This is a genomic window from Leptolyngbya sp. UWPOB_LEPTO1 (assembly GCF_017302695.1).
Classification (GTDB): Bacteria; Cyanobacteriota; Cyanobacteriia; order Leptolyngbyales; family Leptolyngbyaceae; genus Leptolyngbya; species Leptolyngbya boryana.
The window spans coordinates 102,550-127,043 of record NZ_JAFLCJ010000017.1 but is presented as its reverse complement, the minus strand read 5'-3'; the positions used below and the strand labels follow the sequence as shown (position 1 = coordinate 127,043).

General features: G+C 46.1%; 23 protein-coding genes. All 23 read right to left on the bottom strand.

Annotation, left to right across the window (positions count from 1 at the left end; genetic code table 11):
- Positions 1-17: 17 nt before the first annotated feature.
- Positions 18-1,226, bottom strand: coding sequence for a glycosyltransferase family 4 protein (locus J0L70_RS23055; RefSeq protein ID WP_287455985.1), 1,209 nt, complete (start codon positions 1,224-1,226; stop codon positions 18-20).
- Entirely contained in the window at positions 1,227-2,303 is a 1,077-nt protein-coding gene (locus tag J0L70_RS23050; RefSeq protein ID WP_287455983.1) for a glycosyltransferase family protein, read from the bottom strand.
- 51 nt (positions 2,304-2,354) lie between these two features.
- Complete coding sequence (locus J0L70_RS23045; RefSeq protein WP_287455982.1) at positions 2,355-3,479, bottom strand: glycosyltransferase; 1,125 nt, start codon at positions 3,477-3,479, stop codon at positions 2,355-2,357.
- A 1-nt stretch (position 3,480) separates the two neighbouring features.
- A complete protein-coding gene (locus tag J0L70_RS23040) occupies positions 3,481-4,293 on the bottom strand; it encodes a glycosyltransferase family 2 protein (RefSeq protein WP_287455981.1) in 813 nt (270 codons plus the stop codon).
- A gap of 5 nt (positions 4,294-4,298) precedes the next feature.
- Positions 4,299-4,838 (bottom strand): acyltransferase, encoded by a 540-nt coding sequence (locus J0L70_RS23035; protein WP_277880283.1) that lies wholly within the window; start codon positions 4,836-4,838, stop codon positions 4,299-4,301.
- A 45-nt stretch (positions 4,839-4,883) separates the two neighbouring features.
- Entirely contained in the window at positions 4,884-6,104 is a 1,221-nt protein-coding gene (locus J0L70_RS23030) for a glycosyltransferase family 4 protein (protein WP_268242540.1), read from the bottom strand.
- Entirely contained in the window at positions 6,076-6,612 is a 537-nt protein-coding gene (locus J0L70_RS23025) for a KdsC family phosphatase (protein ID WP_287455980.1), read from the bottom strand. Before J0L70_RS23025 ends, J0L70_RS23030 begins: the two co-directional genes overlap by 29 nt.
- Entirely contained in the window at positions 6,609-7,433 is an 825-nt protein-coding gene (gene kdsA, locus J0L70_RS23020) for a 3-deoxy-8-phosphooctulonate synthase (RefSeq protein ID WP_190650171.1), read from the bottom strand. The genes J0L70_RS23025 and kdsA overlap by 4 nt, the downstream gene beginning before the upstream one ends.
- 102 nt (positions 7,434-7,535) lie before the next feature.
- Entirely contained in the window at positions 7,536-8,450 is a 915-nt protein-coding gene (locus J0L70_RS23015) for a hypothetical protein (RefSeq protein ID WP_287455978.1), read from the bottom strand.
- Positions 8,447-10,129 carry a hypothetical protein gene (locus J0L70_RS23010; protein WP_287455977.1) on the bottom strand — a complete coding sequence of 561 codons (1,683 nt, stop codon included), beginning with the start codon at positions 10,127-10,129 and terminating at the stop codon, positions 8,447-8,449. The genes J0L70_RS23015 and J0L70_RS23010 overlap by 4 nt, the downstream gene beginning before the upstream one ends.
- Entirely contained in the window at positions 10,126-11,778 is a 1,653-nt protein-coding gene (locus J0L70_RS23005; protein ID WP_287455976.1) for a hypothetical protein, read from the bottom strand. Before J0L70_RS23005 ends, J0L70_RS23010 begins: the two co-directional genes overlap by 4 nt.
- A gap of 6 nt (positions 11,779-11,784) precedes the next feature.
- On the bottom strand, positions 11,785-12,456 hold the full coding sequence (locus J0L70_RS23000) for a class I SAM-dependent methyltransferase (RefSeq protein ID WP_268242544.1): 672 nt from the start codon (positions 12,454-12,456) through the stop codon (positions 11,785-11,787).
- Between the two features lie 14 nt (positions 12,457-12,470).
- The gene (locus J0L70_RS22995) at positions 12,471-13,643 is read right to left on the bottom strand and encodes a glycosyltransferase family 2 protein (protein WP_199329415.1); all 1,173 of its coding nucleotides are present in this window, start codon (positions 13,641-13,643) and stop codon (positions 12,471-12,473) included.
- A gap of 141 nt (positions 13,644-13,784) precedes the next feature.
- Positions 13,785-14,525, bottom strand: coding sequence for a 3-deoxy-manno-octulosonate cytidylyltransferase (gene kdsB, locus J0L70_RS22990; protein ID WP_268242545.1), 741 nt, complete (start codon positions 14,523-14,525; stop codon positions 13,785-13,787).
- Positions 14,525-15,562, bottom strand: coding sequence for a KpsF/GutQ family sugar-phosphate isomerase (locus J0L70_RS22985; protein WP_287455975.1), 1,038 nt, complete (start codon positions 15,560-15,562; stop codon positions 14,525-14,527). Before J0L70_RS22985 ends, kdsB begins: the two co-directional genes overlap by 1 nt.
- A 257-nt stretch (positions 15,563-15,819) precedes the next feature.
- Positions 15,820-16,938, bottom strand: coding sequence for a glycosyltransferase family 4 protein (locus tag J0L70_RS22980; protein ID WP_287455974.1), 1,119 nt, complete (start codon positions 16,936-16,938; stop codon positions 15,820-15,822).
- Positions 16,939-16,947: 9 nt separating this feature from the next.
- Entirely contained in the window at positions 16,948-18,042 is a 1,095-nt protein-coding gene (locus J0L70_RS22975) for an acyltransferase family protein (protein WP_190650187.1), read from the bottom strand.
- Positions 18,043-18,189: 147 nt separating this feature from the next.
- The gene (locus J0L70_RS22970) at positions 18,190-19,659 is read right to left on the bottom strand and encodes a capsular polysaccharide export protein, LipB/KpsS family (RefSeq protein ID WP_287455972.1); all 1,470 of its coding nucleotides are present in this window, start codon (positions 19,657-19,659) and stop codon (positions 18,190-18,192) included.
- Positions 19,659-20,627 carry a glycosyltransferase gene (locus tag J0L70_RS22965; RefSeq protein WP_287455970.1) on the bottom strand — a complete coding sequence of 323 codons (969 nt, stop codon included), beginning with the start codon at positions 20,625-20,627 and terminating at the stop codon, positions 19,659-19,661. Before J0L70_RS22965 ends, J0L70_RS22970 begins: the two co-directional genes overlap by 1 nt.
- 8 nt (positions 20,628-20,635) lie before the next feature.
- A complete protein-coding gene (locus J0L70_RS22960) occupies positions 20,636-21,421 on the bottom strand; it encodes a 2OG-Fe(II) oxygenase family protein (protein ID WP_287455969.1) in 786 nt (261 codons plus the stop codon).
- A gap of 5 nt (positions 21,422-21,426) precedes the next feature.
- Positions 21,427-22,332 (bottom strand): glycosyltransferase family protein, encoded by a 906-nt coding sequence (locus J0L70_RS22955; protein WP_190650194.1) that lies wholly within the window; start codon positions 22,330-22,332, stop codon positions 21,427-21,429.
- 4 nt (positions 22,333-22,336) lie between these two features.
- A complete protein-coding gene (locus J0L70_RS22950; RefSeq protein ID WP_190650197.1) occupies positions 22,337-23,626 on the bottom strand; it encodes an ABC transporter ATP-binding protein in 1,290 nt (429 codons plus the stop codon).
- Positions 23,626-24,489: an ABC transporter permease gene (locus tag J0L70_RS22945; RefSeq protein WP_199329417.1), complete on the bottom strand. Its 864-nt coding sequence runs from the start codon at positions 24,487-24,489 to the stop codon at positions 23,626-23,628. Before J0L70_RS22945 ends, J0L70_RS22950 begins: the two co-directional genes overlap by 1 nt.
- Between the last annotated feature and the right edge of the window lie 5 nt (positions 24,490-24,494).

The following is a 24,494-nucleotide window of genomic DNA, read 5'->3' as shown; positions in this document are numbered from 1 at the left end:
GTTCCTTAGAATAAAGCCTAGATAAGAATTTCTCTGCGAATAGTCTCAGTAAAAATGCTCCAGTGATTTTGGTCGGCAAAAAACTGCATTTTGTCAATATTGCCCAGAGCAGAATTGCCCAAGCAATCCACTAAACTTTGAGCGATTTCTTCTGAAGACTCGGCATCGATCGATAACCCCAAGCCATACCGCTCTGTGAGTTCTCCCATCAAGCCGTAGTTTGAAACCAGCATCGGTTTTTGAGCAGCCGCTCCTAGTAGCAAAATCCCACTCATTCCCACATGCCGCTGATACAAGGCAAGCACAATATCGGAAAGCTGAAAATAAGCTGGCACTTCCGCTTCGCGCAGAAAACCCTCTTGAATCAAAATTTGAATCGGTTGAGATTTGCGAATTTCAGCTACCTCCTGATCAATTGCAGCTTTGTCCTGAGCAGGAATATCACCGACGAGTAGCAGACAGATCCGCTGACATTGCTCCGGAGACATCTGTTTGACCGCATCAAACAGCTTATATACCCCTTTGCGCCCAGTGATTCGACCAAACAGTAAGAAAATCTTCCGATTTGGCTCAATTTCCAGCTTCATTCTTAAATTCGCAACTGTTTCACTAGAAACCGGAACAATTTCGACTGGATCGGGTAAATGAACAATTTTGGGTGCAAGATGTCGAGAGGAGAGAGCTTTCACCGCAAACGGATCAAGACAGAACAACGTGTGAAACTGAGGTGCTCTGAGCGCAAGAGACAGTAATGCTTGTTGTCGCCACGATCGCACTTTATCTTTCAGCGTCATCGCATGATGCGCGAAGGTGTGATAGTGAAAAGTCGGACGAAAATAGATGCCACTAAACGGACAGGGGGCAGACTGACCGAACGCGATCGCGAGTTGAAAGTAATCGAAATACATCAACAGCGCATGAGTCGCTTGAATTTGTGCGGCATATCGGCAGAAAATCCGCCACTCGACAAAACCCAATCGAAGACCTGAAGCCTGTTTTCGCTCTTGTTCTTCTGGGGCTGAAATCGCGAGTAATTCGATCTGAGCATGTCGATCGACGAGTTCCACGACTTCCTGATGCACCGTGAAAAAATCCGGCGAGACCACCAACGTTAGTCTTGTTGAGAACGGTTCTTCGAGCCAAGCTTTCACTAGATACCGTAGGTATGTTCCATGATGTCCCCCGATGAGCAGGTCGAACAACATGACATGATCAGTTTTTAACATTTAGGCTTGACTTAGATGTTGGACAGCATCAATAAAACGTTTCTCAGCGGCAATCGGACGCGGTGGCGAGGGAGGCGAATTCAACGATTGAGTGAAGAGATCGAGCAATTCAAATTCGTCATCGTAGCAATACACGCCTGCATAGCTAAACGCACTCCGGCACGCATTTCCATTCGCAATCACTGGAATTCCAGCCATCAGAAGCTCTGGAATGCGAGTGAGCGCACCAGAACTTGCAGTTTGGTGAATTAGAGCAGTTTTGGCATGCGTCATTAACGCAGTCAGTTGCTCATCGCTGACTGTACCGTGGAGCGTGAATGTTTGATCACAATAGTCTTTCAGCGATTCAGTTTTGTTACCAACAATATCCACCTCGAATTCGAGATGCGGGCGGATCTGTTTGAGCCATTGAATCTGCTCAATTATGCCCTGGCGCGTAGGGGGATTGCTCGCGCTGCCAAGAATGAGAAAGCGATCTCCGGGTGTTCGTCGGGCACGAATATTGAGTAACTGTTGTTCAATCTCCTGGGGTGGATAGTACGGCAGATAGTAAGCATTTGCGCCATGTAACCGCAGCAACCATTCTTCCTCGCGTGAGATACAGAACACAAAATCGGCACTGACTAAAGCCCGAATCTCTGTGGAAAGCGATTCGGGAAAGGCATCCGGAACAAAATACTCTATATTCTGGGGAACGGCAATCACCTTAAAGTTTCGATCTTTCGCAACATAAGGTGCAACATAGTTTTTGGTTGCTTCCCAGAGTAAAAGATTGCTTTCAGTGTGTTGAGATAAAACCTGATCATACAGTTGCCGCTGAAAGCCACAGAATGCCAAATTCTTGAGTGCAGGTTGAAGTTCAATTTGATGCTTCAGAATAAAGCGAACGGTTTTCGGATTGCACAACGCTCTGATTGCCGCAAAAACGCGATCGCGTCCCGTTGTCAGCAGTTGTCGCTCGAATCGAGTGAATGGAATCTGCGATCGCGTAAGTAGCTCTACAATTTGAGCACTGCGACGATTGCCTCCGTGACCGACTGGGCTAGGGTCAAAAAACGAATCTAGTACAATGCTCATGCAGTTCGGCTCCATCCGGATTGACTCAAGTGTTTCAGCAGAAAAGATAGATTAGGCATGACCAGCAATCACAGCAGCGTATTGTTCTAAATGTCGATCGAGAATCACAGGCAGTTCGAGATGTCGATGCAGTTGCGCGATCTCAGTTGTATCTTGAGGCTGTGAGAGCGTTTGTTCGATTGCGATCGCTAAACTATCCGGTTCATACGTTGAAAAAGTCGAAATTGCATTCGGTTGTAAGCAGTTGTATTCAGCAATTTGAGGGAGGTTAAACGCCAGAATTGGCTTGTGAGCAGAAATCCAGGTACAAAGAGAACCAGAGGCTGAAGTTTTCTCAAACGGACAGACTGCCAGATGAGTCGCAGCAAGATATCGGGCTTGCTCGGCTTCAGAAAGATAGCCTGTGACTCGAATACGATCAACAACACCCAAAGTCTTCGCTAAATCTAGTACCTGCTCTAAAAATTCAGCATGTCCAAGTCCTCCTGCAAAAACCACGTCATAGTGTGGGGGAAGTTTCGCTAAAGCCTTAACCAGTAAGTCATGTCCTTTCCCGCGATAGATAAATCCTAAAAGCGTAATCACAGTCTTTCCAGACAGATTCAACTGCTCACGAGCAGCTTCTGGACTGAGATCAAACCTGCGAGTTTCGACAAAATGAGGAATGATTTTGACATTGAATGTATGGCGATCGAGGCGTTTTGCTTCTTCTTCGGTACAGACCAGCACAAAAGACGTTTCGTGAACAATTTTTCTCAATGCTCGAACGTTGGGAGATATTTGCTGGCGGGCGAAGGTCGTTAACCAGTCAAACATTGATCGCTTTCTGGATAGAACTTGCTGCAATAGCTGTAAATGGTGCGGGGGATAGAATACATCATGCAGCGTAGCAACTTTCGGAGATGTGCAAGCTTTGAAGAAGGTGTCTAGGTGTTGAACTTGTTGTTTTCTGCCCCAGATTTCTGCATTGTGCTGAAAGTGAACAATATCCGCTTGAGAAAGCGTTTTCGCGGCGACTTGCAGATTTTGTCGATCGACATTCTGATCTCCAGTTAAAACAACTTCAGCTTCGATCACACTCAGTTCAGGTCGAGTTCTAGCTTCCTTTGCCAAATAGCGTCCATAACGCACAATTCCGTGCTCTGGCGCTCCAATATGCAGATATCCGATTTTCATGTTATTTCAGCGATCGAGCAATCTTTGCGATCCCGCGTTTTAGCAGGTGTGTTGAATCATGTACAGTGTTGAGAACGACGTAGAGTAAGGCGTTTTGAGTGCGAACTAAGAAAGGAAGTTGATCTCGATAGCGTTTGAGCAATGCCGCCGATCGAGCCGTTCCCTGCCCAGTTTGCCAATCGGTCACAGTCTTTGTACCAGAAATTTCGCGATAGTTTCCCCATGTGAGATCGACATGTTTCACTGTTGCAACTTGGACGGCTCTCAGAATGAAATCGACATCAAGGGCAAAGTGTTCTTCGATGTTGTATTCTCCGATCGTGTCGTGTAGACAAGCATGATAGAAATAGGCAGAAGGATTGATCGGATGAGGATGAATGTTTGCTCCGAGTAAGAGATCAGTGAAACGAAGATGTTTAGGACGATTGTACTTTTTCAAATTGCCATGATCATCCCAGACATTACAGTTACCCACGACTAAGCTTGGAACCGGAAGCGTTTTGAAAAGCTCGATCGCTTGGTTCAAGACATTCGGCTCATAGTAATCATCGACATTCAAAAATCCAACAATCTCCCCTTTTGCGAGGCGAATCCCTTTGTTCATCGCATCCGACTGTCCCCGATCTTTCTCAGAGATCCAGCGAATATGAGGATAGAGATCTGCATAGTATTTGATAATTTCGATGGTGCGATCGTGTGATCCCCCATCCATGATCAAATGCTCGACCTCTGAACAGTTTTGAGCAATAACCGATTGCAAGCAAGCTTCAATATAATGTTCACCATTGTAAACAGGAGTAATCACTGTAATCATTCGGGCTACCAAAAAGCGATGCAAGAGGTCAGTTTGTAATCGAGGTTCTGATTGCGCTCTCCAATTTTTTTGGCAGGTACACCACCTACAATGTCAAACGGAGCAACTGATTTCGTCACAACTGCGCCCGCTGCAACTACCGCACCTTTCCCGATCGTCACTCCGGGTAAAATTGTCGCTCTTGAACTAATCCAAGCATAATCTTCAATGACAACCGGAGCGGAGGTTCCAGCAAACTCTCGATCGTTCAAATCATGCTGTGCTGTCCAGATCCAAGCCGCAGTTGAAAGATTGACCGAATGCCCAATCGTTAGTCCGCCCCGCCCATCTAACACACACTGATCGCCAATACTTGTATGACTACCGATAATCGTTTTCTCAGGAGAACGAAAATGGCAACTGTTATAAATCACAGTTCCCTCACCGATCGTCAGATGGTAGAGCCTGCGATAGAGAAAATGGCGAATTGTTTGCGCGGGAATCTTGCCGATCCACTGCAACAAACTGAATTTAAACGAATCAAAAAGATAACGTTTTGAAGGCATCGAAACGCTAGGAAACGACTGAACACGAAGACTATCACTCATAGATCACTGGGATAAACTCTGCTGGTATACGTCGAGATAGCGTTGAACTTGCAAATTGATCGAATATTCTGAAACCGCAATCGATCGACAAGCTTCTCCCATCTTTCGACGCTGTTCCGGATAGTTCAAGAGCATCTGAATCCCGCGACTTAGATCTTCGACATCTTCAGGCTTCGCAAGATATCCAGTTACATCCGGACGAACTAAGTCTGAAACTCCTCCCACGTCACAAGAAACCATCGGCGTTCCGCAAGCCATACTTTCTTGCAGCACAAGTGGTAAGTTATCGGCACGAGTCGGAAATACAAACAAATCTGCCGCAGAATAAGCGATTGCTTTCAAATGTTCTTCTTTCACATAGCCAAGCGAGATCGTATCAATGCCAACTTGGGCTGCAATGTTGTCTCCCTCTTCGCCCATTGCGAGTAGAACTAAGTTGGACTTTGCCGAGTTAGGAAGTCGCCCTAACGCTTGCAGCATCACATCACCACCTTTACGGGCATCTTTCAGCGTGTGTGAGACAAACAAAATCACTTGGCGATCGGGGGGAATTTGAAGCTTCGACCGACAATCTGCTCGATTCAGCGGTTGATAAACTTCTAGATCAATACCATTCGGGATGTGATAGATCGGAAATCGGCTCAGCAAACTCTGGTGAGCTAAATCTGCCAGCCATCGACTTGGCGCAATGACAGAAAACGCTGCTTGATTGTAAAGCCAGTCTTTGAGCTTCCATTCCCATCGAGTGCTGTCTCGGCGCATTGCAGGATAAATCGTAAGATCTGGACAATCTCCGCAGCCGATTTTCCAGCGATCGCAGCCATAGCTATAGGCACAGTGTCCTGTAAACAGCCACATATCATGCAGAGTCAGCACTGCAGGCTTACGTTTTACGAGTCTTGGCAGAGCGAGATAGTTAAAAAATCCAGTGTGGATGTTGTGGAAATTCAGAACCTCAGCCGATTGATAAAAATCATGGTGAGCGATCTGGAATGTTGACCACAAATGTACGTGATTGAAACCGAACTTTTGGGTGACGCGCTTGAATTGCTGCTCAAACGGTGACCCATGAGGCACTAAAGACACTCGATCGTCATTCGTTTCCATCCGCCCGACCATTAAGCGAGAATCCACGCCTTGACTAAGTAAGCCTTGATGCAGACGATAACCCGCGATCGCGGCTCCGCCATAGGTATCAGATTGATTGATATGTAGAACTCGCATCAGTTGGGTGAAGTTTCGCAATCAGATCACAGATTTCGCGTACTGCTCCCTGTCCTCCGGACTTTTGAGTAATATAGACGGCAACCGCTTGATTTTCGGGCATTCCATCGGCAACCGTGATCGGCACACCAACCGTTCGCATGGCAGGAATATCGACTAAATCATCACCGATATAAGCGACGCGATCGAGCGAAACCGACAAGGTTTCACACAATTGTTTCAGTGCAGCTAACTTATCTGGAACTCTGAGATACACATGCTGAATTCCCAACCGCTTCGCCCGATGCAAGGTCGCTGAAGAAGATCCTGCCGAAAAGATTGCAACTTGTACCCCGCAACCCATGGCTCGCTGAATCCCTAACCCATCTTTGACGTTAAACTTCTTCAGTTCTTCGCCCGTTTCGGTGTAATACAATCCACCATCCGTCAGAACACCATCAACATCAAGTGCAAGTAACTGCACTTGAGCCAATCGTGCTTCGAGTTCGGCTTGAGGGATCAAAGTCATGATTCAGAGACCACCGAGCGAATCTGCAAAATCGGCTTCAAAACCGCTTCTAATTCTGACAGTGGAATCATATTCGGACCATCGCTGGGTGCATTGTCAGGATCTTCGTGAATTTCCATGAACAGTGCATCAATCCCAACGGCAGCAGCCGCTCTTGCAAGCGTCGGAACAAAATGACGCTGACCACCAGACTTATCGCCTTGTCCTCCGGGCATCTGAACGCTATGTGTTGCATCAAACACAACCGGATAGCCAAGTGCTCTCATCTGCGGCAGCGATCGATAATCCACAACTAGCGCGTTATAGCCAAAGCTTGTCCCGCGCTCGGTCAGCAAAATGTTTTTCGCGCCGCTCGTTTCCAGCTTCCGAACTACGTTCTTCATATCCCACGGTGCGAGGAACTGCCCTTTTTTCACATTCACCGTACGTCCCGTTTCAGCCGCAGCAACTAAGAGATCCGTTTGGCGACACAAGAAAGCAGGAATTTGTAGCACATCGGCGACTTCAGCCGCGATTGCAGCTTGATTACTTTCGTGAATGTCAGTCAGTACCGGAACTCCAATTTTTTCTTTCACCTTCCGCAAAATTTCCAAGCCCTCGTCGATCGCATGTCCTCGGTAGGACATGATCGACGTACGATTTGCTTTGTCGAATGAGGATTTGAAGATGAACGGAATCGATAAGCGATCGCAGACTTGTTTAATCTGGTCTGCCATTTTCAGCGTAAAGTCTTCTGATTCGATCACACAAGGACCGCCAATCAGCGCCAATGGCTGATGTTCTCCAATCGTGATCCCAGGTGAGATGTTGACTTGATTCATAGGAATGGCTTCTTCAAGTAAAGATTAAAGCATTGAGCGCAGTGACTGAACGATCTCAGATGATACCGGATTGACTGCGAATAGAGTGGCGAGATTTGTAGTCTACGAGTGCTGGAGCTTCCAGAGTACGCGACCAGTCAGCTTGTAATAGAACACCGTCAGAACATTGCCTTTGAAGTATTGGTCAATATGTTTCTTCGTTCCGCCTTGAAAGTGAAGCGAATTAAACCGCACCCACTGATCCGAGTTCAATTGTTTGCAAAACGGCTGTCGATTTCTCCATTGAATCTTTTTCAAACCGTTTTCCATCTCGTATCCGCCGCTGTCTGAGTCGATTTTGAAGTCGAATGTGGCAGATTCGATGATCTCCCCTGTTGAAGCAATTTTATCGGGATACAATTCGCAAAATCGCCGCAGCAAGCTCATATCTGAAATTCCGCCTAAAACCTCAATCGGCAAGTGCGGACGATCTGCACGTCGCTTGGCTTGTTGTTGTTCGATGATCTCAAACAAGTCTGGATTGGTGTAAGTCTCCATAATCAGGTTACAGAACTTACGAATGCCGCTCAGCGTAATAAACGAGTTATGTCCACAGCCTCGATTGTGTACAGTAAATTCAACCTTCGGATGCTTCACTTGAATCCGATCGAACTCTTCAGTTGCATTGCCATAAAGCATTAGATCGGAATCAATGTGCAGGCAGACGGGAATATGATTGACCTCCATAAATTCTTTCAAAATGAACCAGCGCTGAAAACACAGCAACTCATACTGATAGCTATTGGGACTTCGGTGCTGATTGCGATACACCTGATCAAACGCTTTTGCTGCCGCAAAATAGTTCGAGATGTCATTGTGATGTACAAAGTTGAGAAAAGCATTTCGTCGATCACCTAATAGAACAATTTGCGATCGAGGATTCGTTGCTTTGGCTTGAGCAAGTGTGTATGGCAAATAAGGTGAATACCCGGTATGAATCATCACAACCGGAATTGCTCTGGGAGTTAGCTGAGTCATATCGGAGACGCTTGCGAAGAAAACACAACCTTTAATCCTTTTGGTAGCTTAGTCGAGAAGACTCTAATTTTCTCGATTTCGTTTTTGTACACAAGCTGGGGAGGGGGAATTTGTTTCATTAATTCGACTTCTCTACTCGTTGTGTGATAGCAGTAAGTTTTACAACTGTCATCAATGCCGAAAATGAGAAATGCATCAATCTCCTGGCTAAGAGTATGTTGAGATAAAAAATTTGAATTCACATTTGCGACCGCTGCAACAGGCAACATCCGCTTACGTATATCTGTTTCTACAAGGTGAGAAAAAATGAAGCTTTGAGCAAAAGAAATCGCGAGCATTTTCGGATTTTGATGTAATAGTTCAATCACTTTGCGATCGCTTTCAGGAAATCGACTCCGAATTTCGTTACTTGGGTATGCTGCAATATCAACCGGAGGGTTAATCTCCCAAAAGCCAAAGACTCGATGAGGTGCACGTAAAAATACAGTCGTTGTAGAAAACGCTAGAACTCCCAAATAAAGTAGAGCGATTGTCTTGATAATTTGGTCTTGATTGAGCTTATTTTCTATTGTGCAAAACCCAACTTCATAAATCAGCAATGTGAGTGAAGGAAAAAGCGGATAATAGTAACGTTGATCTCCGAGATATAGAAAGTTAACAGAAGAAAAGAAGCTAATCAAAGCGAGGAAAATAATAAGTGCAAAATTAAGACAGAGAATGAATTCAATTCGAGGATTTCTTAAGTTTCTTGCTTTAAAACTTGGATAGCCCCAGATTAAAACAAATAATAAAACTAGCAATATAACTATCACTAGAGATCGACTGCCAGGAATATAGTAATGATTAAGATGGCTAAATAAAAGAAACTTAAATTGCGTGATGCTATTAATAATTTCAGAAAGCTTGCTGCGTAATATATCGATTTGAAGAAATCTCTCTGAAGTAAGCTGAGTGGGAACAGTTGTCTTAACAAATATGCGATACAGTGAAACCGCGCACAAAAAGATTCCAAACCCTAGAGTAATTTTTCTAAGCTTAATTAATCCTTTTCTTCTGATTAGAAACAGTAGAAGAAAACCAATAAAAATAAAAGCTGAAGCATATCGAAAGACATACATTAAGCCAACTAAGCATCCGAGCCAGAAATATCGATCGAGTTTGTCATCTTGGGACAATTCACTCAAATAAAATAAGCGGATGATAAACGGGATGCCCGCCCATAAAAATAAATCAGTTCCAACCCAATCATAAGTGAAATAAAACGGAAGTCCGAGCGCTAGCAGAACGGCAGCGCTGTTTGAGACGAATGTTTGTTGTTGGGATTGAATGACATCACGAAAAATGAGTGCCCATCCGAACCAGCCGAGAATCGTTGCGATCCCATACATAAACTTGAGTGCGATCGCAACCGAAAATCCAACTTTGAGTAATAAAAACAAAGTAAGCGAAAACCCTGGAGCAAACCAAGTGAGCGGATTCACTTTCGGAAGCTGCGAAAGATCATCGTTCAGAATGTATGTTCCTAATCCTTCTCCATTAAGCAGCGAAAGTGCCGCACCAATCTGAACTGAAGCATCACTATTTATCAAAAGCGGAGCTAGCGATCGTAAAAGCACGATCGCACAAGCCATTCCAACAAACAAAATTACGATCCAATGTTCTGTCTGAATTGGTTTCATAGAGAAAACTTGAATTTGAGTCCTTTTGGTAGCTTAGTCGATAGAATTCTGACCTTTTCCTGATTGTTCTCATAAACCACTTTTGGTGGAGCAATTTGCTCGATAAGTTCAACTTCTTTTCCAGAGTCATAAAAGCAGTAAGATTTACAATTTTCTTCCATTCCGAAGATTAAGTAAACGGGTAAATCGCGGCTTGAAGTATGCGTTGAAAAAATCTTTTGTTTCAGATAGGAAGAAGGTAAAAACCGTCTGCGAATTTCAGGATCTAATGTGTGATAAAAATCGAAGTTTTCAGCAAAGGAGATAATCTTCGCCTGCGGATTCTTTTTGAGTGACTCGATCGCGGCTTCATAACTGTTTGGATGCCGATTCAAAATCTTGTTGCTAGGATACTCTGTCAGATAGGTTTTAGCATCAAATCGATCAAAGCCAAATACTCGATCAGGAGCACGTAAAAAGACAGTCGTTGAGAAAAATATCAAGCTTCCTAAAAAAACGAGCGAAACGATCTTCAGCAACCGATTCCAGTCAAATCCGGTCTGAGCTTGCCCAAATCCAACTTCATACGCAACCAGAACCAGCGATGGAAAAAGCGGGTAGTAGTATCGTTGGTCAGCTAGATAAATGAAATCGATCGACGAAAAAAAGCTGATCACTGCGAGCATTGAAATCAGTCCAAAGTTTAGACATAGAATGATCTCTAATCGAGAATTGCTGCTTCTTTTCTCTGAACCGCTAGGGTAGCCCCAAACCAAAATCGAAGCATAAATCAGCAATAACGCAAACACGAGAACAATGATAATTCGACCACTCGGAATCACTCCGCTCAAATGGCTAAAGAGCAGATACCGAACTTGTCTCAACCCGTCTGCAATCTGTATGAGTTTTCTCAACAAAGCATCGGGTTGTAATAACCCAGATACCGTAAGCTGGCTTGGAACGCGGGTACTGACCAGCGATCGATAGATTGAGATTGCGCCATAAAACAGCCCAAATCCTAGAAGAATCTTTCCTAATTTGAGAAAGTTTCGTCGCTTTATCAAAAAGAACAAACAGAAGCCAACAATGATGAAAATTGCGGCATATCGAAACGCATACATCAAGCCGACTAAGCAACCAATCCAGAATGATGCATCATTTCGCTCATTGCTCGAATAGAATAAGCGAATGATCAACGGAATACCCGCCCACAAAAATAAATCAGTTCCAATCCAATCGTAAGTGAAATAAAAGGGCAGCAAGACTGCAAGCAAACCTGCAACGCATTGAGAAAGCGCCCCCTTTTGCTGCGATCTCATCACATCGCGGAAGATCAATCCCCATCCTAACCAGCCTACAATTGACGCGATCGCGTACATCGCTTTCAATGCGGTCGGCATCGGTAATCCGAGCTTTAACAATCCAAACAAAACTAGCGAAAAGCCAGGTGCATACCAAGTGAGTGGATTAACCTTCGGCGGTTGTGTCACATCTGAATTGAGAATGTAAGTCCCAAATCCATCTCCATCTAACAGTGAAAGTGCCGCTCCAATCTGAACTGAAGCATCACTGTTGAGCACTAATGGACTCAGAGAGCGTAGTCCTACGATCGCACAAGCTACTCCGACAAATAGAACCGCGATCCAATTGTCCACTCGAATTGATTTCATGGTGTGCTAATTCTCTGAATAGAACACTAAGTTCGATCGCATTCCCCACAGCTTAAAGTGCTTCGTCTGTACTTTAGAATCGGCTGGAAATAGTTTGAGCACGTCTCGCTCGGTTAATAGATTTAGATTGGCTTCTGATGCCCAAAAAGACTTACCCATCAGTTTGAGAATCGCTCGAAACCAACTCGGAGGCAACCAGTGAAGCAGCGGTAAGCTCGTGTGAAACTCGATCGGAAACCAGCGATTCGGAGTCGTAATAAAACAAGTCTTCCCAACGCGGCAGAGTTCCCGAATGAAGGCTTTTTGCTGTTGAGCGTTGCCGACATGCTCTACCACTGCGAACGTGACGACCACATCAAAACTGCGATCGGGAAACGGCAACCCTGATCCATCCGTTCGCACAAACGTTAGTCCAGGATGTTCTTGCTCTAAAAAAGACGCATCCTCAGTTCCCACAGCTGTGATGTTTTCTGGATAGGGATAAAGCTTCTCAAAAAAGTTACAGTCAAGCCGCTGATCCGAAGTCACCCCTACATCAAGCACCCGCGTCTTACTAGAAATTGGAGCAACTTGCATCAGCGTCTTAAACATTTGCTGCCGAGCATACCAGGAAAGCTGAGTTGCAAATCCGCCCAGCTTTGGACCGATATAAGGGCTATCATGCTGTGTCGAAATCATAAGTCTCAATCTCACTAGAGTTCTAGAATGCTCAGAAAGAAGCTAGAAAAAATTACTTGCACACCTAACGCCAGCGCTGTCACAGATGGAATGACTAATCGCATCACGATCGAAGGATTCAGCTCACCGAAAGAAGTTCCGCTCCAGACATTCAAGGCATAAATCGTGCCCCCAACGCCTACTGTCAAAAGCACACTACCTAGCATCAGCCCAGACTCTAGTGAGATGTGACGCAGCACGCGCAGCAATCGTTGATCGGGCGGCAACAATCCTTCTCGAATTGCAAACAGCTTGGAAAAGACCGCGAAGGCAGTGACTTGAAATCCAACAATCACAGCAGTCGCCGCGTACAAGAGCGTATGAACATCAAAAATGCCGCGCGTTTCAGGCAGTAGCCATGCAGACAGCAACACACCCATCAGCATCAGCAAAATTCCAGGATACAGAAAGAGCCAACGAGGACTGTAAAGCAACAGAAATCGGAGATGCCTCCAACCATCGCGCCAACTTCTAAGATGCGGGGGACGACTTCGACCATCAGGCGATAAAGTTGTAGGCACTTCAGTCATGCGGAGCCGATACAATGTCGCTTTCACCACCATTTCGCTGGCAAACTCCATCCCCGTGGTCTGAAGCGCCAGTTCTTGAATGCTCCGAGTTCTGAATCCGCGCAATCCACAGTGAAAATCTCCACAAGGACTCGCAAACAACACTCGTCCGACCCAAGTTAAAACTGGATTGCCCAGAAATCGATGCAGTCGCGGCATCGCGCCCGGTTTGATCCCGCCGCGAAACCGATTTCCCATCACCAAGTCGTACCCTTCTCGCAACTTTGCGAGAAACGGTGTCAGCCGCGTGAAATCATAGCTATCATCCGCATCACCCATAATCACATATTCGCCACGTGCTGCTTCAATACCGCCTCGAAGTGCACTTCCATATCCTCGCTGTGGAATATCAATCACTCGCGCACCCAAACTACGAGCTATTTCTTGAGATCCATCAGTACTGCCATTATCCGCAATAATAACTTCGCCCGAGACTTGATGCTGTTCTAAATACCATTGTGCTTTTTTAATACAGGTTTCAAGGGTTTCTGCTTCGTTCAAACAAGGCATGACGATCGATAACTCGACTGTAGAGACAGCGTTGCGCGTACTACTCTCGCCAGAGAAAGCGTTGTACATTTCGGTTTAAAAGGTGCAGGTGAATAGAAATACTGGGATGCACCAGAAGGTTTGCGGTGCGAATCAGACGCGATCGCAACCGAAATCAAGGACAACGACAATCTGAGTGGAACAACTTTGCAAGACGATCGCAAAACTAACTTATAAAGCAACTGACGAGGCGATCCAGTGTTGTGCTGCGATCAAATCTTCAGGAGTATTGATTTCTGGAACCGCAGCTTCGGTGCGACAGACCCGAATGCGATATCCATGCTCTAATACCCGCAGTTGCTCTAATGCTTCACAGTATTCGAGCGGTGTTGGAGTGAGTGTCGCATATTGGGCGAGGAAGTCTCGTCGAAACGCATACAGTCCTAAATGATGAAACACTGGAGCAGAAGTCGTATTGCGATAGTACGGAATCGACGCTCGCGAGAAATACAGCGCGTTTTGATATTGATCGCAGATCACTTTCACCACATTCGGATCGCGATATCCGGTCTCTTGATCTAAAGGACAAGCCAGCGTCGTCATTTCTGGTCTTTCTCCATCCAGATAAGGCTGAATGAGTTGCAGCAGCATTGCTGCCGTGACAAACGGCTGATCTCCTTGAACGTTCACCACAACCTCAATGTCTGGATAGCGTTCTGCTACTTCTGCGACTCGATCCGTTCCAGTCGCATGATCGCTCGAAGTGATCTCCACTGCTCCCCCAAAGCTTTGAACACAATCCGCGATCTCAGCACTATCCGTCGCGACGACCACGTGCGAGAATGCAGAACACTGTTTTGCAGCTTCATATACCCATTGCACCATTGGTCGATCGTCGATTTGCACCAACGGCTTACCAGGAAATCGCACTGACGCATACCGCGCTGGAATAACTGCCAAAATCCTTACCATTACAAGCCACTCCGTACAATGTCATGTAGTCGAATCAGTCCTAAACAGCGTTGCTCATCATCAACCACAGGCAAGACTGCAATCTGAGACGTGCGATTTTCCATTAATTGCAGGGCATCGTAAGCGAGCGTTTCTGGAGTGACGACGATCGGCTTCGGAGTCATTAATCGTACAGCGATCGTATGTGCTAATTCTGTAAACTCTAGTTTCTGTATCCAGCGCCGCAAGTCCCCATCAGTAATCAATCCCAGCAACTGTCCTTGATCGTTGATAATGCTGACGGCTCCTAAGCCTCCCTGCGTGATGGCAGCCAGCACTTCTAACCAAGAGGCATCGGGAGCCAGTTTGGGACTATCTGGATGCAGGAGATCTTTTACTGTCAGAGTCAGACGCTTACCGAGCCGACCTGCTGGATGATTGAAGGCAAATTCTTCTGGTGTAATTTGCTTAATCTGCATCAAGCTCATTGCTAACGCATCTCCGATTGCTAATGCCACGGTCGTGCTAGTTGTCGGTGCGAGATTCAACGGACAGGCTTCTCGATCGACAGACGCATCGAGTGTGACGGTCGCTTGTTGTGCCAGCGACGAGTTGAGATTCCCTAGGATCGCGATTGTCGGCACATGACGATGTTTGAGGTGCGGCATCATCTGTAAGAGTTCATCCGTTTCGCCACTATTGCTGAGAATCACGCCGACATCAGCAGCATGGACAATTCCTAAATCACCATGTAGGGCATCGCAAGGATGGAGATAGACCGCCATTGCGCCGATACTGTTGAGCGTGGCAGCGATTTTCTGAGCAACAATGCCAGACTTACCGACTCCAGACAGCACCACTTTGCCGCGACAGTTGAGCAAGAGTGTAACGGCTTGTTCGATCGCATGCGGATCGATCTGTTGAGCAGTTCTCGCGATCGCGTCGGCTTCGAGCTGGAGCAGTGATCGGACTTGCGATCCGTAAAGTGACCCGTGAAGCTCTGGTTGAGTCAATGGCATTAAATAAAAGCCTCCAAACAACAGGGAGAAAATAGACACAAGTTTCGTATCAAATCTTCTTTTCTGCCACAATGAGCAGCAGGCGAAGAAGGAGAGGAACTGAGATCAAAGGCGACCCTCAAAGCTCAACTCTCAGCAATTCTACGATCTGTAATTACCCTCGTATTCTGGTATCAATCATGCAGTCAGGGAGAAATGATAGAGGTTTAACAATTGTTTACCTGCGTCAAGACTCCGTGACTATGCGCAGGCTTTTCCGGAAAAGAGAGCACAATTGATGTAAAAGGGCGATTTGATTAGATCGATGCCAGCACTTGCTCAAGCGTTCGAGCAAATACTTCGATCGGGTCTGGAGGAATGACGCGACGCACCTTTTCAGAGGCGGCTTTGCCCAGTTCATACCAAGATTCACGCGCGTCCCAGGCTCTTTCGAGCGCCTCATCCAATAGTTCAGGTGTAGGCGCTTTTGCAACAAATCCATTCACCTCGTCTTCGACTAACTCTGTATTTCCGGCAACATCTGTCACGATACAAGTTCGCCCACACAACATCGCTTCAACAATGACCAGCGGTAATCCTTCGTACCTAGATGGCAAAATCAAGCCATGATGCGTTGCCCAGACCTCTTCGATATTCGGAGTGAATGAACCAAATTCGATATTGGGCAGATCCCAGAGAGTTTTCAGGCGCTTCAGCGTTTCGACATGATCGCCAGCTCCGATCAACGTAACTGTGAGTGGACGATTTTTCCATTTTGGCAATCGCAGCACTTCAAATAGTACATCTTGTCCTTTGCTCACAGGATTAATTCGTCCCACACAGGCGAGCTTAAAGCCCGCATCGGTCGAAGTCCAAGGTGGAGCCGCATCGTATGCTACATTAAATGGGTTTCGCACCACTTCCGCTTGCGGTAATTCAATCGCAATCTGTTTGATCGTGAGATCGAGTGTCCGTTGCGAGACGAAATAACAGCGCTGAGTTTGGCGATACGCGATCGCGAGTCGTTGATTTAGCGCATCGGGATACCAATACTGCTCAGAACCCGATTGTGCGATCGTGACATAGGGAATGTTTCGAGCAGCACAAGCTTCCATCCAGTACAGTCCATCATTGTTACAGGCTTGACTGATGACTGCTAAATCGGGCTGAAAGCGCTCGAGCCAGCGATAAAACTGCTTGCCGCGCTGAGCAATGAAGGTCAACTTTTCGAGCAAATTGCGATCGTAATAGCGATACGTAACCGAACACATCGACTCAAGTGCCTGAATCTGCTTGGGTTTGGTTGCCCATCCTTTCACATTCACTCCGACTTGATAACCAGACTGAGCCAGCCGCATCGCTGTCTGTGTCCAAAGTGCTTCGCTGCCTCCCCAAGGTGCAGTATCGTTGATGCCAATAAATGCAATTTTCTTCATGGGTCAGGCTCATTTTAAGACAAAGTACTTTTTCTGCTGATTCATCGGTTCTTCGATCCATTTCCAAGCCAGGATTGCAATGACGATCGAGACTGCAACATAGACCGGGAAAAGAATGCGCGTATTGTCGATCGCCCTCACATTTAACCCCCCTAAGAGTTGGTTTTGAAAGAACGGCGGAATCTCAAAGTGAAATAGATATACGGCATAGCTAATTTTGCCGCCATACACAAGCCAGTTTTGGTTCAAGATGGCTCCAGCCAATCCGTTAAACCCAACAGAAGCTCGCCCAATGAGCCAGGTAAAAAACAATCCTGCTCCAGTTTCATCGAGGGTGACGAAAATTGCAGCATCTCCCCAAACCAGTCTTCCAAACATAAATGCCATGAGCATCGGCGCACCCAGCCACAGCCCGATCGAACAGAGCTTTCTTGCTAGCACTTGTCCAGACTGTCCCGCTGCCATCAACGCACTGAGCAAGCCCCCTAAGCAGAGCGTATCAAAGTGCGTTGGAACCATCATATTGGCTTGATGCGGAGTCAAACCGTAGACATGTAATACCAATCGCAACATCGGAGAAAACAGAGTCATTGCCACTAACAGAGGAATGAGCATCTTTTTGGGCAGACAGATGACCAGCCACGGCAAAATCAAATAAAACTGAGCTTCGATCGCTAAAGTCCAAAGATGTGAAAGTAGCCCAAACGTCTCAGGCTGAAAGGCAAATAGAATGTTTTGGGCGTACAGGATAAAAGCGAGAATATTGCCCCGAATGTCAGGGTGAATGATAAAGGCAAATGCAAGATATAAATAGTAGAGCGGGAACAATCGGAAGCATCGCCGGATAAAGAAGTTTTGTAGAATCTTCCAGGGAGAAGCCTGTTGTTGTTCGATTTTCTGTCGAGAGGCGATCAGGACACCTGTTACTAGGAATCCACTCAGAACAAAGAACAGTCGAACGCCTAACCATCCCCAAGGAATTTGCAACCGAATCGGATCTTCAGGGCTTAAAAAGTGCGTGATCATCACCCCAAACATTGCAAACGATCGTAAGCTGTCGAGTTGGGGCATGTAGCTTAGAACGGCTGAACGATTTCCTTTCATGTGATGATTGTCCTTCAGTGAATTGTGCAATGCCTGTATGCACCCAGCCAGCTTGAAGGCTCATCGTCTAATGTGTGCTACTGTTTTTCGCTCTGAAGAAAGTCCGTTGAATAAGTTCCTGATTTTGAACAATATTTTGGAACCATGTCATTGCTCCAAAATTCTCTGGATCATTGCAGTAACTCGTTTCAGTGCTTGCCCGTCACAATCACCCGCAAAATCTTGAATCAATCGGCATTGTCCTGCAAACAGCTGTTTTGCTTGTGCCTCCGTCACTTGCTCCAGGTTTTCCAAAGTCGTGCGCAGCATTTCAGCGGTATAACCGGGTAGTGCAGCCTGATATTTCACAAAGGGCATCACAGGTTCTGAAGCTGCAAAATGGGCGTGAACCACAATCTTGCCAAAGAACATTGCTTCTAGTCCCACAGTTGAATCTTCTGAAATCACAACACTTGCCTCAGGAAGCAGCGAGCGCACACTATCACTGGACATCAAAACTCGATGACGAGCGGAATGTTGGTCGATTGTAGATTGATAGAGTGTCACATCATCCAAGGGATGCGGCTTAATTACTAAGCGTGCATTCGGCAATCGTGAGAGCGCCATCAGTAAAGCATTGAGAATCTCAATGCCTTCTTGAGGATGGCGTGAAGGAAGATAGCATTTTTCGGGCGCATGGGGACGAGTTGCCCAAAGCCAATAGGAGCCAGAGCGATCCATCTGAGTGGGTGGTGTCAGCCCATCATAGTCTGGATTGCCATTCACCTGAAGTTGAATTGGTTGCCCTGACGATCTCGTTTGATAACGGTGTAATCGGGATACTCCCCAAACGCTGATATAGTCCGCGTAAGCCTCTTCCAAACAGTACTGCTCACAGTCCAATCCATGCTGCGTCATGATTGTGGGAATACCGAGTTTGCGCCCAACCAGAACATAGCTCTGGACTGGAAAATGATTGTCGGCAAACAGGAGAATCGCTTTGGGGCGAAGCAGTGAGAGTTCAGCTTCAATCTGCTCGGTTCGGAGCAAGAGTTGAGCAATTTGCGATCGCAGTTCGATCACATCATGCTGGATCAATTCGATGCCTTGTTGTTTTAATCCGGTGATGATGCCGTGATGCAGCGATTCCACCTGCGACGGATTCGGTGAGTCTGCACTGAGTGGCAACCGAATAGGATGAATGGTTGGAAGCTGGCTAAAGTGACTCCCTTGAGGCGTAACGACTGTAAAAGACTCAGCCAGCGATTGGACAACTGTGTGTAAGGTCGGATGCCAACAAGGTACATACAGACTGTTTTTTGTCGGCAGCGATCGAATATCTTGCCACGCTGCAAATCGACTCAGCGCTTGTTTGCAACCAAATTTGAGTCGATTCGGATGGGGCTGAATTAGATCAGCAACGGGTTTTAATCGGACTTGCTCGAATGCGAACCGTTCGGGATGCTGAGCGCGAATCGATCGAGCTACTTTATCCCATAGAAAACAGCGCGTTAATTCACTATAATCGATGCCAGCGATCACTGGATTGACCGAAGTATCGTTCGACCAGTTGCAGACTGCCTCCCAGAAAAAGCGATCGCGATCTGCAACGGTTGAATCGAGTAAAGAGAAGTTCATCAGGTATGAATGCTGGTTTTCTGAACAAGCCGAGAACGATAGAATTTCACGCGATCGATCTGATGAGTTAACCACCGCAGGAAATCGAATTTTGTGCCATCCCAAGTTCGCCAAACCCAGTTAACCGGACGGCGAATCAGTTTTGGCATTTCTCCTAACGCTTTGATTCTGGGTAAAATTCCTTTGCGCTCCAAGGCAATTTCAAGCGTTTCTTTCGGCACAAATCCCGCATCCAACGCTTCTAAGTAAAATCGCTCCCACAAATCGCTAATATCATTGTGATCAAAGCGCCAAGGCTGGTCGGTCAAATCAGTGAAATGCACCAGCTTAGAATCTCGATCAATACGATTGAGATGATTCCATTCGCAGGGAAGAGCAACAACTTCACAGTTAAAGTAGCGTCGAAAATCCTCACCTAAGTTCATTAAGCTGACGGATGAGAACGCATTTTGATCCATCAGATCGACAAGTTGATGGAGCTTCCAAGGGGTCTTTTCACAATCGATGACCATTACGCTTGATAGATAGAGAATCTCAGGAGTCTCGATCAACGGCTTCAAGAAATAGTCAATATAGTACTGATGACATTTGACGTCTTTAATCTTAACCGCTGCAAGTGCTTTACCTGCTAAATCATAGTTCCATAGTTCAGAAACATCAGAGATAGCAAGCTGATCCGAATCAAAGTACAAAGCACGCCCTTTGTGATCACACCACTCTGGAATCGCCCAGCGGGCATACGAAAATGCGGTCGCTTCTGGAATGCGATCGGCAAGACCATCAGGAAGTGCTCTAACTTCACCCGTTTTCAGATTCTTCACGCTGCCTGTGATGCCATTGATCACATGAATATCAAGTGGAGCACGCGTGTACTTTTGCAGTGTGTAACGCATGACCGCTTCTTCAACCGAATTTTTCAGGCTAGATCCGATGAAAATCCGAATAGGTTCGACAGAATTCGTTTGCATAGCTTTAGTTATCGATGAACAATTTTTTTCACCAGCGATCGCAGTTTTGCACTCGGGGAGGGTTTGACTTCGGGAAATTCGAAAATAATGTTGAACAATCGTCGGTAGACTCCTTCAGGACAGTTCAGAGGCTCAACTCCATGCCAGCCATTCGGATCATTCTTAAATAAGAAACTGCGATTATCCAGGATGCTCGATGCTTCTACCTTGCCAAAATCAGACACATCTGGATTCAAGCTCTCTGTCCGTTTATCGCTGAGCACTAACGTTGCTCCACCCCATTCAGGCTTCCAGGTTTCGCTCGTATTGAAGTAGAGAATGTGTGTCCCGATTTTATCGGGAGAGTCCATATGAGGTGACACTTCACAGCCATTAAAGCCGACGTGCCACGCATATCGAACAGTGTATTGAGACACTCCGAACAAAGATTTGATCAAAGTATGATAGTCTTCGTTCGTCTCTAAGTCGGTAATGAACTGCTGCCACACTAGCGGAAGCTCGTTGTGTCTAACAATTCCCTTATCACTCTTTTCAATGTATTTGCCGTGATAGATTGAGCTTTCATACGCCAGATAGTAGCGATTGTGGGGACGTTGCCCATACGCTCGTTCGATATCCGAATGTTTCTCGAAGAGTTCAAGCGACGGAAAATCTCGATCAAGGGCTGCAAATCCTTCGGGTGTGAGAAAGTCCTCAACATTTTGCCATGGATAAGGTTTGCGATCGAGAAACGCTTGTCGATCAAACGATTCCAGTCGTGCTCGGTCAATGAATGTTTGAGATAATGTCTTCATCGGTATTACTCAGGTTGCGAAAATAACTTCTGCTTGAATCGTTGTCTTAAGGCAGGTTGCTCTTGTACGAATTCTTTCAGCGATTGCAGCAGAATTTTTAATTTGCCTTGAATCAAGAGGAGAAATGCGGTTAATCCTGATTGCTCACGATATGCTAAATGCGCTGTCCAGAACGGTAGGATCAAGCGTTTGCGCGCGCCTTTAAAGTGGAGAGCTTTCACATGTGAAAGCGGCAATAAAATTGACTTAAACATGTTTTCTGGCGAGAAGTTATATCGCTCGCAAGGCAGCATCAAAAAATCATATTCTCCAACTGAAATCAGATCTGAAGCTCTCTGCCAAAACCGATCTCGCCCAACCGTATCGATCAGAATATATTGATCCCCGTACCACAATTCGCTTAGATACTCGCGGCAATAGAGATCGATCAGTTGGTCAAAGAATTGAACTAGCTTTTGTCGATCGCCGTTATTTTTCACATAAATCAATCCAGAGTTAAACGGCATCTCTAAATTGTCGCGATAGGTCAAGCCAACATCAAAGGCTTGCTCGAATAACGGATCAAGATTTGCATTAATGAGCACATCTGAATCTGCCAAAACACAATGAGAATTTGGCTCACTCTCTTGAGCAATAAATTCGCGTAAAGCTCGAACTTTACTCAGGGTGACCTTATCCGATTCAAGCTCATATCGACAAACTCGAATATTCGGATCGAGATCCAGTAAGTTCGTTTTTTGATCGGTCAGCAAGACAAATTCACAGCTTGGATGAAAGATTTTTGCCGATCGTGCAAGCAGTTCAATCATTCGCATATAATCGCGCTTGCGATCTAAAAGAATGTTCTGATTCGCAATCAGCTCAGAAGCTTCTTTCGTGGGATCAAGATGAAACGTTAAGAAAGTAATCACTCTTTTATCCCTCTTGGCTGACTTTCCATTCCACAGGCTGATAAAACGCACAATTGCTCATGTTTTGCTCGGTTTCAACCATGAATCGGAATGACTCCACCGCATCCAACATATATAGCCGATCGCGTCGAATACTCAGCTTCATGATGTATACCCCGGGCTTTAAGCCGCAGTAAGGAAGCACCATCTGAATTTGATTGTGACCTGGCAAAACATTAATCGTTTGTTGGGTCTTTAAGTTACTCAGGAGTTGTACCCATTCCCCCTCACCGAATTGCTCTTTCAGCAACACATCAATTGTGAGATCGTTGATCGCATCATGCGCTACACAGTCAATACAAAAACGTGTAAGCTCCCCGGTTCGCACCACGGTAAGCGGATGACCTTCAGCATCTTGAAACGAGAGTGCCGTGATATCCAGTCCTAAACTTTCGTCCGGAGACCGTTTAGGAAGCGCGATCGCGCCAACTGTTTTCTCAACTTCACCCAGAAACAAATCCGACTCATACTGAGTGATCACTCTCTCGACTGCACCCGTTGCAATTAACTTGCCTTGATTGATATACACACCAGACTCACAAACGCCCAAAATCGAATTGGCATTGTGAGACACTAAGACAAAAGAAGTACCCTGGCGCTGAAGTTCATTCAACATTCGATAGCACTTACAGCGAAATCGAACATCTCCAACTGCTAATACTTCATCAATGAGCAAAATGTCGGGTTTTGTATAAATGGCACAAGCAAACCCCAAACGAGCCGCCATCCCAGAACTATAAGTCTGAACCGGAGAATCGAGCGCATCCCCAATCTCCGCGAAATCGATAACTTCATCTAAGCGATCGAGAATTTCCCGCCGCGTCAGACCTAAAATCGACATGTTCGCAAAGATATTCTCACGCCCAGTGAGCACTGGATTAAAGCCTGCTCCTAATGCAATCAGCGGCGCAACCCGCCCGCGCACCTCAACTTCGCCCATATCCGGTTTAATCAACCCGGCAATGATGCGCAGCAAGGTCGATTTGCCGCTCCCATTCTTACCGATGAGTCCAATCGATTCGCCGCGTCGAACTTGAAAGCTCACGCGATCAAGCGCCCAGAATTCTCTAGGACGGAGTGTACTCGCTTGCTGACGTAATCCGCTGAGTTCTAATGCGATGTCTTGGACACCATAGAGCAGCGATCGCTTCAAGTCCCGACAGAATCGTTTAGAAACTCCATTCACCGATAGCACCACTTCATCTTTATCTAAAGCTGGTTCTATCGGCGTTTCTGGACTGACAACATTAACCATTACGAACTAATCCGCTCAACTACAAAAGGCATTCCTAGGCGATACACAATCCAAGCAATGAATAAACCCACAAACCCAATCACACTCGCAATCCAAAACCCTTGTGGATCAGAAATGATTCCCGTCGTGGCTAATTCTCTAGTCGTGACCAAGAGAGGGGTCACGGGATTGAGCTTGACAATCAGCCCGAAGATGCCGCCTGTCGGAACCGGATACACCACAGGCGTGATAAACAACCACAATCCCGTGACTAATGTCAGTGCCATTGTGATATCGCGATACAGGACACTCATTGGAGCCAGCAACAATCCCAGAAAAGTTCCTAGTACGACGAGATGAATCAGGGCGACGGGTGCAATCAGCACGCTTAACCCTACCGGAATTTGAAACCAAAGAAACAATCCGATAATCAACACCAGTTTAATTCCAAAGTTAAAAGTAACTTCTCCCAGCTTTGCCAGAATTAGAGCTTCTCTTGGAAAGTTCACTCGCGACATCATTGTAGAAGCAGTTGAGACAGCTTGAACAGGTCCCGTTAATGCTTCGATAAAGGTTTGCCAAAGCGTCATACTAAACATGACATAGGCGGGATAAGGCAACGGAGTCTCGCCTATGTTAATCACCCCACCACTTTTAGCAAACGAAAACCCGATCGCGGTAATGACTGGTGGAATCACTGCCCATCCTAATCCTAAAATAGACTGACGATATTTTGCACGAATATCGCGCACCATAAGCTGTCGAGCGAGTTCACGCGATGCTAGCAAATCGTGCCACATTTCACGCAACAGTTGAAGCGGTCGGCGCATCTGGCTCTCTGGGCGATGCACAACAATCCGCGAAGAACGAGGAATTTTTCTCATGTAGC